Source organism: Rhizobium sp. MHM7A, from assembly GCF_005862215.1.
Classification (GTDB): Bacteria; Pseudomonadota; Alphaproteobacteria; order Rhizobiales; family Rhizobiaceae; genus Rhizobium; species Rhizobium bangladeshense.
Genome location: NZ_VCHT01000002.1, coordinates 43,462 through 57,069 on the forward strand (window position 1 = coordinate 43,462; position 13,608 = coordinate 57,069).

Annotated in this window: 14 protein-coding genes; 5 read left to right on the plus strand and 9 right to left on the minus strand. The window is 57.2% G+C overall.

Annotation, left to right across the window (positions count from 1 at the left end; genetic code table 11):
* Nucleotides 1-14: 14 nt before the first annotated feature.
* The 8 genes from FFR93_RS08430 to FFR93_RS08465 all read right to left on the minus strand — a co-directional run bounded on the left by FFR93_RS08430 (nucleotide 15) and on the right by FFR93_RS08465 (nucleotide 8,246).
* Complete coding sequence (locus FFR93_RS08430) at nucleotides 15-959, minus strand: glycosyltransferase family A protein (protein ID WP_064705913.1); 945 nt, start codon at nucleotides 957-959, stop codon at nucleotides 15-17.
* 80 nt (nucleotides 960-1,039) lie between these two features.
* Nucleotides 1,040-1,861, minus strand: a complete 822-nt coding sequence (locus tag FFR93_RS08435; protein WP_064705912.1) for a hypothetical protein — start codon at nucleotides 1,859-1,861, stop codon at nucleotides 1,040-1,042.
* Nucleotides 1,862-1,872: 11 nt separating this feature from the next.
* A complete protein-coding gene (locus FFR93_RS08440; RefSeq protein WP_138392902.1) occupies nucleotides 1,873-2,904 on the minus strand; it encodes a polysaccharide pyruvyl transferase family protein in 1,032 nt (343 codons plus the stop codon).
* 30 nt (nucleotides 2,905-2,934) lie between these two features.
* Nucleotides 2,935-4,437, minus strand: a complete 1,503-nt coding sequence (locus FFR93_RS08445; RefSeq protein ID WP_064711672.1) for a lipopolysaccharide biosynthesis protein — start codon at nucleotides 4,435-4,437, stop codon at nucleotides 2,935-2,937.
* Between the two features lie 147 nt (nucleotides 4,438-4,584).
* Nucleotides 4,585-5,487 (minus strand): exopolysaccharide glucosyl ketal-pyruvate-transferase, encoded by a 903-nt coding sequence (pssM, locus tag FFR93_RS08450; protein ID WP_064705910.1) that lies wholly within the window; start codon nucleotides 5,485-5,487, stop codon nucleotides 4,585-4,587.
* On the minus strand, nucleotides 5,484-5,990 hold the full coding sequence (locus FFR93_RS08455) for an acyltransferase (protein ID WP_020922035.1): 507 nt from the start codon (nucleotides 5,988-5,990) through the stop codon (nucleotides 5,484-5,486). Before FFR93_RS08455 ends, pssM begins: the two co-directional genes overlap by 4 nt.
* On the minus strand, nucleotides 5,990-7,141 hold the full coding sequence (locus tag FFR93_RS08460) for a glycosyltransferase (protein WP_064705909.1): 1,152 nt from the start codon (nucleotides 7,139-7,141) through the stop codon (nucleotides 5,990-5,992). The genes FFR93_RS08455 and FFR93_RS08460 overlap by 1 nt, the downstream gene beginning before the upstream one ends.
* Before the next feature lie 31 nt (nucleotides 7,142-7,172).
* Complete coding sequence (locus FFR93_RS08465; protein WP_138392903.1) at nucleotides 7,173-8,246, minus strand: endo-1,4-beta-xylanase; 1,074 nt, start codon at nucleotides 8,244-8,246, stop codon at nucleotides 7,173-7,175.
* 198 nt (nucleotides 8,247-8,444) lie between these two features.
* Here FFR93_RS08465 and FFR93_RS08470 point away from each other — a divergent pair, with 198 nt between their 5' ends.
* Nucleotides 8,445-8,819, plus strand: coding sequence for a hypothetical protein (locus FFR93_RS08470; protein WP_138392904.1), 375 nt, complete (start codon nucleotides 8,445-8,447; stop codon nucleotides 8,817-8,819).
* 30 nt (nucleotides 8,820-8,849) lie between these two features.
* Here the strand turns inward: FFR93_RS08470 and FFR93_RS08475 are convergent, their stop codons facing one another.
* Entirely contained in the window at nucleotides 8,850-9,716 is an 867-nt protein-coding gene (locus FFR93_RS08475) for a DUF6030 family protein (protein WP_138392905.1), read from the minus strand.
* Nucleotides 9,717-10,245: 529 nt separating this feature from the next.
* Between FFR93_RS08475 and FFR93_RS08480 the strand changes: the two genes are divergently transcribed.
* The 4 genes from FFR93_RS08480 to FFR93_RS08495 all read left to right on the plus strand — a co-directional run bounded on the left by FFR93_RS08480 (nucleotide 10,246) and on the right by FFR93_RS08495 (nucleotide 13,608).
* Entirely contained in the window at nucleotides 10,246-10,878 is a 633-nt protein-coding gene (locus FFR93_RS08480; RefSeq protein ID WP_138392906.1) for a methyltransferase domain-containing protein, read from the plus strand.
* A gap of 216 nt (nucleotides 10,879-11,094) precedes the next feature.
* Nucleotides 11,095-11,520, plus strand: a complete 426-nt coding sequence (locus FFR93_RS08485; RefSeq protein WP_064705904.1) for a helix-turn-helix transcriptional regulator — start codon at nucleotides 11,095-11,097, stop codon at nucleotides 11,518-11,520.
* A 10-nt stretch (nucleotides 11,521-11,530) separates the two neighbouring features.
* Nucleotides 11,531-13,375 carry a peptide antibiotic resistance protein gene (locus tag FFR93_RS08490; RefSeq protein ID WP_138392907.1) on the plus strand — a complete coding sequence of 615 codons (1,845 nt, stop codon included), beginning with the start codon at nucleotides 11,531-11,533 and terminating at the stop codon, nucleotides 13,373-13,375.
* A 20-nt stretch (nucleotides 13,376-13,395) separates the two neighbouring features.
* Nucleotides 13,396-13,608, plus strand: coding sequence for a hypothetical protein (locus FFR93_RS08495; protein WP_064705902.1), 213 nt, complete (start codon nucleotides 13,396-13,398; stop codon nucleotides 13,606-13,608).

The following is a 13,608-nucleotide window of genomic DNA, read 5'->3' on the forward strand; positions in this document are numbered from 1 at the left end:
TCCTGAGCAATCGATCACTGTGCCATCGTCTCAGGCACGTATCGACGAATTCCGGCGCGATAGCCGCGCATGTAATAATATTTCCAGATTGCCCAGAAGCGCTTCTTCGATTGCGGCAGGAGATAAAGCACTGCTGCTCGGAAAGCCCATTGCGCGCTTTCGATCCAGGTCGGAAGCGGAACCCCGCTTAACCTCACCCCCCCGGGCACCTCGTCGGGAAAGAGCGCCGGCATGCCGTAGCCAAGCCGCTCGCCTCTTTTCTGTACCCAATCTTCCGTTACGCTCGACGCCGGAATCCAGTGATGGACCACGGCCTCGGCGCATCGATAAGATTTGGCGCCATTGGCCGCCAGGCGAATGATGATTTCCGCATCTTCACCCATGGCAAAAATCTTCCCGGGAAGAGGCCCGATATCTTCGCGGTAACGCACGCTTGTTCCGAGCAGTTCGCGTCTGACGATGGTGTTCGGCCCCCAGACCTTTGTCGGATCACACGGTCCGCTTTGGGTTTCATCGACGATCGCAAAGGTGGATCCCATCGGAATCCACTGGATGAACTGATCTTTTGGCTCTTTCTCCCATTCAGGGACGATTCTGCCGCCGAAGACGCCATAACTTGGATGGGCTGCGGCGCAGTCGACGATCGCTTTCAGCCAGTTCGGTTCGGCACGAACATCGTCATCCGTAAAGACGATGAGATCCCCCTTCACGAGATCCAGGGCCATATTCAGCGCGCCGGACTTCCCCGGCTTGTGCTGCTGCAGGATGGTGATGGGAAGCTTGTCGCTGTAGGATTTCAATAGATCAAACGTGTCGTCATTGCTGTTGTTGTCGACAGCAATCAGTTCCCACTGATCATGGGGAAGCTCCTGGCGTACCAGGGAGTCCAAAGTATGGCGCAGCCGACGGCTGGCGCCGTTGTAAGATGAAAAGAGCACGCTGACGAGAAGATTCGCCATCTTCAACCAACCCTTTTGGTGAAATCGAACGAGAAAAGCCTCATAATTTAGTTGCCTTCGCTAATACGCATTGGAGTGTCTTATGCAGGATTCGACCGCGCCCCGCCGAAGAATTCGCGCCGATAACCCTGGCCGAGAACCCTCAGCTTGCGAAAATTGCGCAACAAGCGTCGCGGCTTCAGAAGCACGCCGCGATTGAGAAAATACTGCCGCATCAGACTCGGCGCCCGGCTATGCGATCCGCCATGGGCGACCCGGTAGACCGCGCCCCTAAAGGGGAGCTTGGCCAGCGGTGCTCCGCGCTGGGCAAGAATGTCCGCAATGCGGACATGGCTGCCGAGCATCGACTTGATCCAGTCGAGCGAAGCGTCCTCGAACCGCTGCGGCAATTCATAAAGATCGGCGCGAATGATCAGCGATGTCCCGCAGAGATGGCTGAAGTCATCATGACCAAGCAGGAAATTACCGCCATCGTCCCAGATGTAACCATGGTCGATCGTCCAGCCGTTCGCGTTCTGATTTTCGGAAGCATGCTGGACGATACGGGAACTGACGAAATCATCATCGTCGACAATCATGAAGAAGCGGCTGTCGGCCGCGGCCAGCATGCCGCTCAGGACGCGCCGACCCTTGTCGGCGCGGAACGCGTCGAGGAAGTCTTCCTTGCTGCCTTTGCCAAGCTCGTGCATGTCGTTCGGCGGAAAGGTCACGCGCACGGCGGAGAATTTCTCCGGCAGATCGGGCAGATCGGCGCCTTCGTTGGCCACGATGATGCCGCGCCAATCTCCATTGGTCTGGTTGGCGATGGAGGCCACGGTCTGGCTGAGATTTGCCTTCAGCTTGCTCCAATCGCGCGCGTTGTCCTGATGTCGGACCGGGATGATGAAGGTGACAAGTGGCATCGAATTCCCCCTCAAGCCCGCAGGCCCACAGCGTCTTTCTCAGCGACGCGCCCAGTGGCAGCCTGCTGACGCGCCCACTCGATCCCGTCGTCGAGCGAAGTCGCCTTGTAGGAAAGGTCGGTGCCGCCGGAGAAGGCATTCATGAAGCGGCGGATCTTTCCATAGCTGTTGTCCAGCACCGCATGCGGACGGCCAAGCAGCAGCGAGCAGATATGGACGTGCAGGCGATCGGTTACGATCGCGCGGGCGCGCGAAATCTGGCTGATGCCACGCTCGAAGCGGTTATGGGCCGCAGCGTCCAGCCTGCGCAAGGCAACCTCGCTCGGCTTCAATGCGAGATAAGCAGAGGCGACGCCCAATTTTTTGGCGATGTCCACTTTCCGTTTAGATTCAGTGATCCAGTCTTGCACAGGAATATCCGAAGGGATCTTGCGATCGGTGCCACCGACCCGTTCCGCATCCTCCCGCAACATGGCGAGGACCGGAATCTGCGTCGCCCTGTCCGGTAGCGCGCCGATGGCGAAGGCCATATCAGGGCACAGCCGCACGGTGCAGTCGAAGTGCTTCTCGGAAAACTCCTTCGATTCTTCATCGCGCACGAGCAGTACGAAATTCTTGTGGCGCCCGATGGCCTTCTTGGACTGCTCGATGCGCTCGGGCGAACTGTAGTGGATCGACTGCGGGAACTGGATGATCTGCCGATCCGGGAAACGTTCCATGACCATCTCGCGGAAGTCCTGGTGGGCCACCCAGATATCACCGAAATTGCCGCCGCCGTGAATGAAGATCGGGCCGGTGGGCACCCGCCGTTTCAGTTCGTCGGCGGAAAAATCGTGGAGCCTGGAAACATAGTCCGGGCGCTTGCCGAAGCGATCCCTGAGATAGGCCATCTCACCCAGCCAGATCGCCGAGTCGCCGCAATTGCGTATGTCGGGGAAATCGAGAATCGCAAGCGGTTCATCGCGCGAGACATAGTCCTTCAGGCAATCATGGATCATGCCATTGAGTTTTGCGATCAGCTCCGATCTGGATTGGCTGGTCATTCTGCCTCTCTTGTTGATGTTCGTTTAGCTTCAGGCCGACTTGGGTACGGCAATACGTTTTGCTTTTGACAGGAACTTGACAATGATGCGGTAAACTTCGGTTTCCGGGCCGTCAGGCTTCTTCATCGCAACCCAAAGAACGAAGCTCGATCCGGCATAGATGATACCGCCGGCGATGACCAGAACGGCCAAATGAAGGGCCAAGTGCAGCTTGTCGGTAGGCATGCTGAGAATATGCGACAATCCCCAGACGCCGGCGGCCATCAAGGCGACGCTGGTAAGCGCGCGGAAGTTGGCCGCAAGCTGCTGGAGGAACGGCAGGTTGATCAAGCGCTTGACGAGAAGCATGTTGACCACGGTGGAAATCAGGCCGGTTAACACACGCGCATAGACGACGCCCGGAAGCCCCCCCATCACGAGGCCGGCGATGATGATGGGAATGCGGACCACCAGCATCTGCGTGTCGCGGATGAACAACATCTTCGTATGACCCTTCGCCATGCCGAGCGGCTGGACGAGCGAGCCGAGGGTCTGAAGGGCAAAGACCGATGCGAGCGCCTGGACGATGAAGATGGCGGGAACCCACTTCTCGCCCAAGGCAAGCCGCATCATTGGCTCGGCCACCACGGCCATGCCGATGCCCGCCGGAAGCGCCACGGCTGCCAAAAGCGCCTGCGCACGCTGATAAGCGGCGATCAGCCGGACCGGATCGTTGCGGACCTTGGAGAAGCCAGGGTAGATCGTCTGGTTCAACGGCGCCGTCGCTTCGCGCGTCGGCAGCGTCGAGAGGGTGTTGCCCACCGTATAATGGCCGAGCTGTGTGGCGCCGAGCATCTTGCCGATCAGCAGATATTCGATACGCCAGTTCAGCGTGTTGACGATCTGTCCGGCCGTCAGCCACACCGAGAACGAAAACAGTTCCCGTGCATGCCGAAAGGTGATGCGCGGCCAGAACGGCAGAACGGTGTAGGAAACGATGATATTGGTCACCTGATAGGCGAGGGTGCCGATCACGAGCGCCCAATAGCTATGGTAGATGGCCGCAATTCCGACGGTGACGACAAATCCTACCAGCTTTTGCGAGACGTTGAGGACGAACTCCTGCCAGAAGATCAGATCACGCTGGAGCATGACACGGCGCGGATTGGCGAGCCCGCTCAGGAGCAGACTGAAACTCAAGGCGAGCATAACGCTCGTCAGCCGAGGCTCGTTATAGAATTCGGCGATCGGAAAGGACGCGGCGGCAAACAGCAGCGCCAATATCGCGCTTCTCGTCACGCTTAAGGTCCAGACCGCGCTGAAGTGCGTTTCGCTGGGCGACTCGTGACGGATAAGGGCCTGATTGAGCGAGAGTTCGGTGACCGAACTCAGGATCACCTGGATCGTGGTTGCAATGGCGACGAGACCGAAATCGGCCGGCACCAGATACCAGGCGAGCACGAAGGTGCTGAGTGCAGAGAGCCCGTTGACGATGGCGCGGGAGAGACTCAGCCACATGCTGCCCCGAATCAGGCGGTCGGTAACACTGCTCATGGGCGAATGGCTCCCGAGGTCTGAGATCTTGACCATCGGACAGGGCTGCAGGCCCATCCGGAGTGCTTCCTGCCCTTGCGGGAGCGGAGAGCGTTGGCGGAACTAGAAAGCATCATGCCTTATTGCCTCGTCACGGGGTCTGCGACATCAAAGCGCGCTGGCCGTCTTCTTGGAGAAATCCTGCTTCAGCCGATCCAGCTCGACCAGCATTTTCTCGTGCGCTCTTACGATAGCCTCGTCGGAGCTGAGCTGTCCCGGCTTCTCAGCCACGCGCTGCAGTGTTTTGATCGTCGAGCCGAAGACATAGTTGCCGGTCAGCTGCCGGATGCGACGGTGGCGGAACGTGATGTTCTTCAACAGATATGTGTTCTTACGCACCAAAGATGCGCCGGCCTCGACGAGGTTGGACGGTCCGATCGGATCGAAATCGATCTCCAGGTCGAGCGCACTCGCCCAATCATACCACTTGGCGCGATTGCCCGGCGCAATCGGCCGGATCGCTCGCCACGGAACGCGCAGCGCATCGGAGATGATGCAGCCATGCATTGCCTCGGAGACGATCTTATGCGACGCGCTGATCTCGGTCAGAACTTTTTCCACCGACCAGCGCGGGTCGATATAGTGGATGCCGGCGAGATCGCAGACCTTGTCCCAGCTGCCATACATGGCGCTTTCATAATGCGGCATGAAGGAGACGGGATAACGCTTCTCAACGGTCTTTGCGTCCCAGCAGCTGCGCGTGAGGATGCCCGAATCGCCGATGGCGTAACTCGAGTCAATGCCGAGGATTTCGGCGGTCTTCTTTCCGCGCACGAAATAGAACGTCCAATTGCCGTCGACTTTCGGCGGATTTGTGTAGCCGCCATAGCCCGAACCGAAAACGATCTTCTGCATGTTCGGATCGAAATTATCGTAGAGGATCGAGCCGATACCGAGAAACAGCTGGCTCTCATCGTCGTCGAAGAAACCGGGCAGAAGACGTTCCCACAGCCAATGGTTCAGCTCGTCGCCAAAATTCTCGTGTTTCCCACGATAGGCAAACATCTTCATCGTGCTTCTCCAGTCGGCAAGTGCGTCACGAGCTGCGTGACCGTTTCGTCCTCGCGGGCCATGCGTCCGTAACGCGAAATGATCTTGATGTCGCTGCGGATTATCTTTGCCGGGTTGCCGGCCACGAGCGAGCGCGGCGGCACGCTCTTCGTCACTACCGAGCCGGAGCCGATGACACATTCGTCACCGATCTCTACGCCGGGCAGGATGATGCTGCGGGCACCGATGAAGCAGCGTTTGCCGATCCTCGTGTGAAGGTAGAGCCCGCGTGTGAGGTCGTGGGTCAGGATGGCGGCTTCAAAGGCGACGTAGGTTTCGGCGCCGATATGCAATCCCTTCGGGTTGGTCTTGTCGAAGCGCACGCTCAGCGAAAAGCTTGCCGTGGGATCGATGTCCATGCCCCAGAATTTCGTATAATAGAGCCACTTGGCCTTAACGATCCCGTTCCGCAGCGGCCGAAATACGTTCAGTCCCCACTTCGGCTTCTTTCCTGTCTGCACCATCAAGTCCGACCCCGGCTGGAAAATTGGTCTAGTACGGAACTGTAATAGTCCTCTAGCATCCCCGTTTGACGACGTATGTCGAAGCGTTCGGCCACCAGAAGCGGTGCCCGCGCGCTGAAGGCTGTCCACAGGCCCCGGTCGTTGAGCAGTCTTCCGACCGCTTCCGCCATACCCGCGACATCCCGCTCCTCCACGAGATAACCAGTTTTCCCCTCTTCGATCGCTTCGCCCACGCCTCCCGAGCGGAATGCGACGACCGGAGTGCCGACGGCTTCGGCCTCCAGATTGGCGAGGCCGAAGGCTTCCGCGTGACCATTGTCGAGGGTCACGCTGCCATGAAGATAGAGCTCCGCACTGGCGAGCAGATCCCTTATCTCTGTCTGCGACAGATTTTCATGGATCGTGACGCTTGGCAAGGAACGACGCGCCAAGGCTTCGATTTCATCCTTCAACGGTCCCTGTCCGACCATGACGAATTCAACCGGGGTGCCGGCGGCCGCCACGCGTGAAAGCGCGTCGATCATGAAGCGGTGGCCCTTATAGTCGACGAAACGGGCAATGGAAACCACCAGCCCCTTTTTTCGTGGACGCGGCTCCATTTTGAAGAGATCGAGATCGATGCCGATGTGATGGCGAAAGACGCGGTCGGCTCGGAAGCCGAGCGCCAGCAGCCGGTCTCGGATGAAATCCGAAACCGCGATGTTCCAGCTGTTCCAGCCTGCCATCTCGCTCCGGCCCTTGGCGAAAAAGCGCACCTGATTGAAGCCGCCCGGTTTTTTCGGATCTCCCCGATAGGTAGCGTCGAAGCCGTGAAACGTCGTGACGAGCGGCTTGCCGGCGGCCTGCGCCAAGGGACCGATGACGTAGCCGTTCTTGCCGAAATGCGCATGGACGAGATCGGCTTTGCCGATCGCGGGAAAGAGGAAAGGCAGGCCGATCTGCGGAATTTTCAGAAGCAGTTCACCGGCGCGCGCAACAGGAGACCGACGTATGTCATGAACCGGGACAGTCGATTTTTTGGTGTGGGCGGAAGAGATTCGCGAACCAGCAAGGATTTCAGCTTCGAAGGAACGAAATGCCACCGCCTGGTTGAGAACAAATGCCTGGCTGGCAGGCAAAAATTTTTCTACATAAATAACGGCTTTTCTCATGAATCTATTCGCGTCTCCGCTGTCTTGGCGATCACATTGCCTCTATTGCCCGCTTGATGCCGTCAATCGAACTTCTCGGATCGTTGTTTTCGTCGTAAAGATTAACGCGCTTCGTGCATGCCGCGCCGGGATGGGTGTCCTTCTCGTCAAGCTCGCCATATTTCTCCGACATGCCCCAAACCGTGGCGCCTTTCAAGTCACCACGTTCGGCAGCGACTGTGATCACGTCACCGAATATCTCGGCATAAGGGACCGGCGTGAAGCTCTGGTCGCGGTTGAGGAAGTGGCAGGACGCATCGAGTTCTGTGATGAAAACGCCGACACCCATATCCTTCAGCGTTGCACAGAAACGGCCCATCCCCTCCGGATCGATTCGATCGAGACCGGGGCGGAAATGCGATTGCAGCCCGACGGCGCCGATCGGCGTCTTTCTGGCGACGAGATCCTCGACAATCTTCAGGATGCGCGCACGCTTCTGTTCGAACACGTCGGATTTTTTCTCCAGATGCGTCTCATTGAGAACCAGCATTGCGTCGGGATCGGCTTCGTGTGCCATGTCGAAGCTCATTCGGATGTAGTCGTCGCCAAGATGGCGTCGGAAAACGCAATTCCGCAGATCCGGCGCATCATATTCCAACGGCTCATTCACCACATCCCAAGCATCGATCGACCTCTTATAGCGAGTGACAACCTGTTTTATATGACGGTTCATCGCCACGCGAATGGTCTCAGCGTCGGTGATAGCGGACACCCAATCGGGCGTGCGGTACCAGACGAGCGTGTGTCCATAAACCCTCATGTTGTTTTTGCGTGCAAACGCAACGAGGCGATCGGCTGGGCCGAAGGAAAAGACGCCGGGTCTTTTCTCCGTTGCATTCCACTTGAGCTCGTTTCGCGGCGTTATCGAATTGACGTTGTCGATGTATAGCTGCGACGCAATCGGATTGTTGACATCCTCCGCATCGATCGCCGAACCGAATCGAAACGACTTTCCGTCGGCAAGGGCGCGCAGTCCGGCAGATGGCGGCACTTGCGCCAAAGTCTGAACCGCACGCGCATATAACAGGGCGAGCGGGACGGAGGCGAGGAAACGTCTTCTATTCATTCTTTCTCTCGCCGTAGCTGGCGTTTCACGTCTGCGACGGAATTGAAGGGCCAACCGCGCGGACGACGAGCCAGCGCGGAATCGAAATCAAAACAGCGATACAACTTCAGATATATTTACCGCGAAGTGGATAACGACAGTGATTTCTGGACTTTTCTGCATGTTCCAAGATACAAACCGCTGCGGAGGAAGCTCTTTATGGAAGATTGGTTTAACTATTTGATGAGCTGTTTTTATATGGCATTTCAAAATGCCGTTTTTTTTATGGCGACTGTCCAAAACGGCGTCTCCCGGCTTGATGATCGGCAGTTCGCAGCACTTGCTCTCAGCATTGTCGGCATCATTCTCATCCTGTTCGTCGCGCTCGTCAGAACCTCGTCGCGGTTGCGTCGATCGACAGGCGTCGTTCGCTCGCTCAGCGATGAACTTGCGCAGGCCACTCAGGACCTTAACGTAGAGCGTCTCTGGCGCCTGGCCGGCGGCGACGGGGCTGAACGGCCAGCTGCAGACAGCTTGACGGAGCTTTACAGGATCCTGTCCAGGCATAACGCTGATGAAAGTCGCATAGCCTGAAGCGCGGCCAATGCGGGCGGGGAGCTTAGACTAGTTGCGATTTTCTGCCGGCGGCTCTTGACGGAGAAGTTTCGGTTGCGTGTGGTTGGCCGCAACCGAGTGCTCCGGCGCGGGGAGCCATGTTCTGCCGGAAAAATAGTTCCTCGTCCTTTTCTCAGGGCCTGACGTTGCATCCAGCGAGAGGGTAAAATTGTAACGCTCGGGATTGAGCACTTCGTGGGTGAAGCTGATGCTGGCTCCGAAGCCGTCCTCCTTCATATCCTTTAGGTCTTTTATCGCATTCAGAGTCTCATGAAAATCGAGCCATTGCGGCTGACGCAGCATGGTTTCGAAAATGCGCAGGATGGCTGGGTCGAGCTGGCCATTCTGATCCCTTTCGGGATTGACGATCTTTACGCGCATGTTGCTGATCGCGCCGGCGGCATCGCCGCGAACGATGACGAAGATGGAATTTGCGAGCTGATCCTTCTCGCGCTTGCCGCTATGCTCGTAGAAACACTCGAAGGTGTCGGCGTCGAAGCTGGCCGCTGCCCATTTGCTGGTCTGAATGCCTGCCTGGCGCAGTGCCGCGCACATTGCAGGTCCGGATATGCGCCATGTGCGCAGAAAGGCCGAAGCGGTCTGTGCCACGGGCGCTTCAATGGTGTGCGGCGGCAGCTTGTAAGTCGCCGGCGCCGGGCGGGGAAGGGCTTTGGGCGGTTGCGGCTTAACCTCAGGCGGAAAAAGATCGAAGCCGAAATAATGGCCGACCGCCCTCAAGTGTCTCATATCGTTGGAAAGGAGCACCGTTCCGATAACCAAGGAGACGGAAATCGTCAGCAGCAACCAGAAGATCACAGGAATCCGCGGTTTTCCTGCCGGCTGTTTCGCATATGCGGGCGACGAATTATCGGGCAAGCTTGTCTTCTCCGGCACGCGAGAAGGTTTCGATGTCTGTCCAGATCCAGCAGTATACATGATCCGTTAAATATCTTTGGCCTCGTGTCTGCAACCGAGCGCCCTGTCATCCGCTTCCTCATAAAAGCAAGCTGTCGGTTCCGCCGTCGAAATGCTTCACAGCATTGGCGCCGAGAACTCCGATACAGCGTTCGGCAATTGCGGCGAGGGGTTAGCCGCTGATCTTGCTGCTTCTGTGACCGCATCAATCGGTATCGTCCGAATTGTATTTAAAACTGGTCAGTTTGAAATCATTGTTGAATTGACATTAATATTTCAGCTAATGGTCGAGCTGAAAATATAATCCGCACCAAAAATCGTAAAAACGTCGGATATTTGCTTTTATTTCGCGCGATTGGTTAGAATATTGGCGCTGAAACCATACATTATTTTGCCGATATATTTGTCCATCAGGTGGATTTCGAGGGTTGTATCAAATTTTCGACGTAATGATCGATAGGTTGCGCTGAAACTGCAGAAAGGAGAGGACATGTCCATCGAGCTAGACGCAACCACCTACGTTCACGCCAAGGCGACAACTGCACACTCTTATATTTTGCCCAAGGTTTTTGATGTGCTGGGGGATCATTTCGATGGTTCTGTAGAAAACGACGTCTTCGATCTGGGGTGCGGCACCGGGGGAGCCGCCGCTGCTCTGGCGAAAGCAGGATATGATGTCGTCGGCGTCGATCCCTCCAGCGATGGGATCGGCAAGGCCAATATCCGGTATCCTGGACTGGCGCTGAGCGTCGGCTCGGCCTATGACGACCTGTCGCGCGAATATGGCAGCTTCAACGCGGTTATCAGCCTGGAGGTTGTCGAGCATGTCTACGATCCCAAGACCTTCACCTCCACGATGTTTGATCTCGTCAAACCAGGCGGGATCGCGGTCATGTCGACGCCCTATCACGGCTATCTGAAGAACCTTGCGCTTGCTGTGACGGGAAAAATGGATGATCACTTCATGCCATTGAAGGATCACGGCCATATCAAGTTCTGGTCGAAAAACACGCTGCGCACACTGTTGGTTGAAACCGGCTTCGATAATGTCCGCTTCGAATATGTCGGAAGAATTCCTGCCTTTGCCAAATCAATGATCGCCGTCGCCGACAAGCCGCTTTAGCCAAGTGTAGGCGGCTGGTCGATTGCGCGACAGTCTTCCGGCAGCGAGGATGCAGACGGCACGACATCGCGTCATGCGCCGCAGTAATCCACAGGTTGTTTCTACTGCAGGCGGCGCTGAAAAAAACCGTTACGAAATATTTACTTTTAGTTGCATTATTGCTTAAACTCTCCATTATACAGCGGGGCATATTGATGAAGCGGGAGACTTAATCAGATGAAGGCCAAATCGCCGAATTCCATCGATGTCTATGTTGGCAACCGTGTGAGAGTTCGACGAAAGACGCTCGGGATGACCCAGCATGGTTTGGCCGAACTTCTCGGCATTACCTTCCAGCAGATTCAAAAATACGAAAAAGGAACGAACCGGATCGGCGCCAGCCGGCTCCAGCGCATATCCGAGATCCTTCGCGTGCCGGTCGGCTTCTTCTTCGAGAACGGCGGTTCCGGTCCGGTCGAGGGTGAGACGAGCGAATTGAACAAGTTTTTGTCCTCCAAGGAGGGCTTGGCCCTCAACAAGGCGTTCATCGCGATCGAAGATCCGAACATCCGCCAGAAGCTGGTGGCATTGGCCAAAAGTCTCGCGGTGGCGGGATTGCCTGACGTCGATAGCGACCTGCAGGATCCGGTCGTACACAACTGAGGAACGGATCGTGCTTCATCTGCAGACATTTGGCGATCTGCGGTTGACCGAGGCGGATGGCGAGCTCGTTCGCTATCCGATCAAAGGGCTGTTGATGATGGCCCATATCTACGCGGGTGCGAGCAATGAACTCAGCCGCTATGAACTAGCTCAATTTCTGTGGAGCGACGTCGAGCCGGAGTTGGCGCGGCTCAATTTGCGCAAAATGCTGTCCCGCATCCGTGAGATGGACGGCGGGCGCGTTGAAACAGCTTTTGATTTCACCGCCACCACGGTTTGCCTCAACAAGCAAGTGGTTTCCAGCGATCTGGATGTCTTTCGGGCCGGCGGTACGCCGCTGGACCGGCTGCAGGCGATCGCCGAGTTGACCCAGCGTGGTTTCATCGGAAATATCAAGCCGGCGACAAAGCCGGTAGATGCTTGGATCAGGGCGCAGCGGGACGTCCATGCGCTGCAACTGCGTCAAACATTGCTGGAGGCGTTGCCGGATGAGCAAAAGCCAGGCGCGGCGCGTATCATTTCCAGCGCTGCCCTGCAAATCCTCGAACGGGATCCGAATGATGAGCAGATCAGGGCATTGCTGCATCGGCTATCCGGTGGCTCGTCGTTGGGCGAGAGATTGCCAGATGACGGCGGCCGTCCAAGGGCGGAGGTGAAGCGTCCCGAGCCCGGCAGCCAATCAACCGACATCGAACGCATATCGCCGACACTGAGGATCCTCCCTCGTCTGGTGTTGCTTCCTCCTACAGCGAAGCACGCCGATGCCGGACTTGCGCTTGCCAACGCCCTGATCGAAGACGTCACAATCGAACTCTGTGCGCTCCGGCATATCTCCATCGTCGCCCCGCATACGGCTGGACAGATCCGCCGCGACTCCGAAAAAGCGGCCGTGGTCGCGCGGCACTCGATCGCCTATCTTCTGGATACCCGATTTTCCGAAGAGGGATTGTTCGCTCAGCTGATCTATTTCCCCACGGACGAGATCATCTGGGCCAATCGTTTCAGGATGACCCCCGATATATTGCCGCGTCAAAGACGGATTATCGCCCAGCAGCTGACCGCGTCGGTGGCGCGTGAGCTGGCTGAAAACGAGGAGGAACGGTTACGTTTCGAAGCCAACCCCGAGGCCTATCACGCCTATCTCGTCGGCTCGAGCCTGATGAGCAAGCTGACACTGCCGCATATCCGGCGGGCAAGGAAGGCGTTCAAGCAGTCGCTGTCGCATAAGACGGATTTCTCGCCGTCATTTACCGGCCTGGCAAGAACTTTCACCAGCGAATGGCTCGTAACGGCGCAGGGAAACGATGAACTGCTGCATCTGGCGGAGCAGCATGCGCTTCGCGCCATCGAGCGAGATCCGGGATCGGCGGCGGGTCATCGTGAGCTCGGCGTCACCAAACTTTATCTCGGTGATGTGGATGCCAGCGTCGCAGCCCTTCATCTGGCGGAAGAACTCAGCCCGCATTTTGCCGATGTCATCTACAGCCATGCCGATACACTCGTTCATGCATCCCGCCCAGGCGACGCGCTCGCCAAGATCAGGAAGGCAATTTCGCTCAATCCGATCGCACCTGACGCCTATCTTTGGTGTGCGGCGGGAGCAAGTTTCTTCCTGGAACAGTATGAAGAGGCCATCGCTTATGTCGACGCGATGAAAGACAAGGCGCCGGCCCATCGTATCGCCGCGGCCAGTTGCGCAATGGCCGGCGATCGAAAACGGGCACTCTTCCATCGGCAGCGCGTCGAGAGCATCAACCCGGTGTTCGACGTCGAGAAGTGGCTCGCCATCGTTCCCTTCAAGGAGCAATGGCAAAAAGACCTATATAGGGAGGGCCTGTTGAAGGCCGGATTTTAACAATAGCTGAGGGGCATCACATGGCGAAGGCTGTCATTATAGGAATACCTGGCGAGGCAGGTCTTTGGCTCGCCGATCTCGACGCCGGCACGGTCAGACCGCTCAATCCCACTGGAGAATTGGCGACCGCGAGCGGCCTGCGCAAAGCCGGCGGCATATTCGTGAAGGGCGCCGATATGGCCGTCGCCGTTTCGTCGGCGCAGGTCGCTCTTTCCGGTCACGTCGACGGCTGA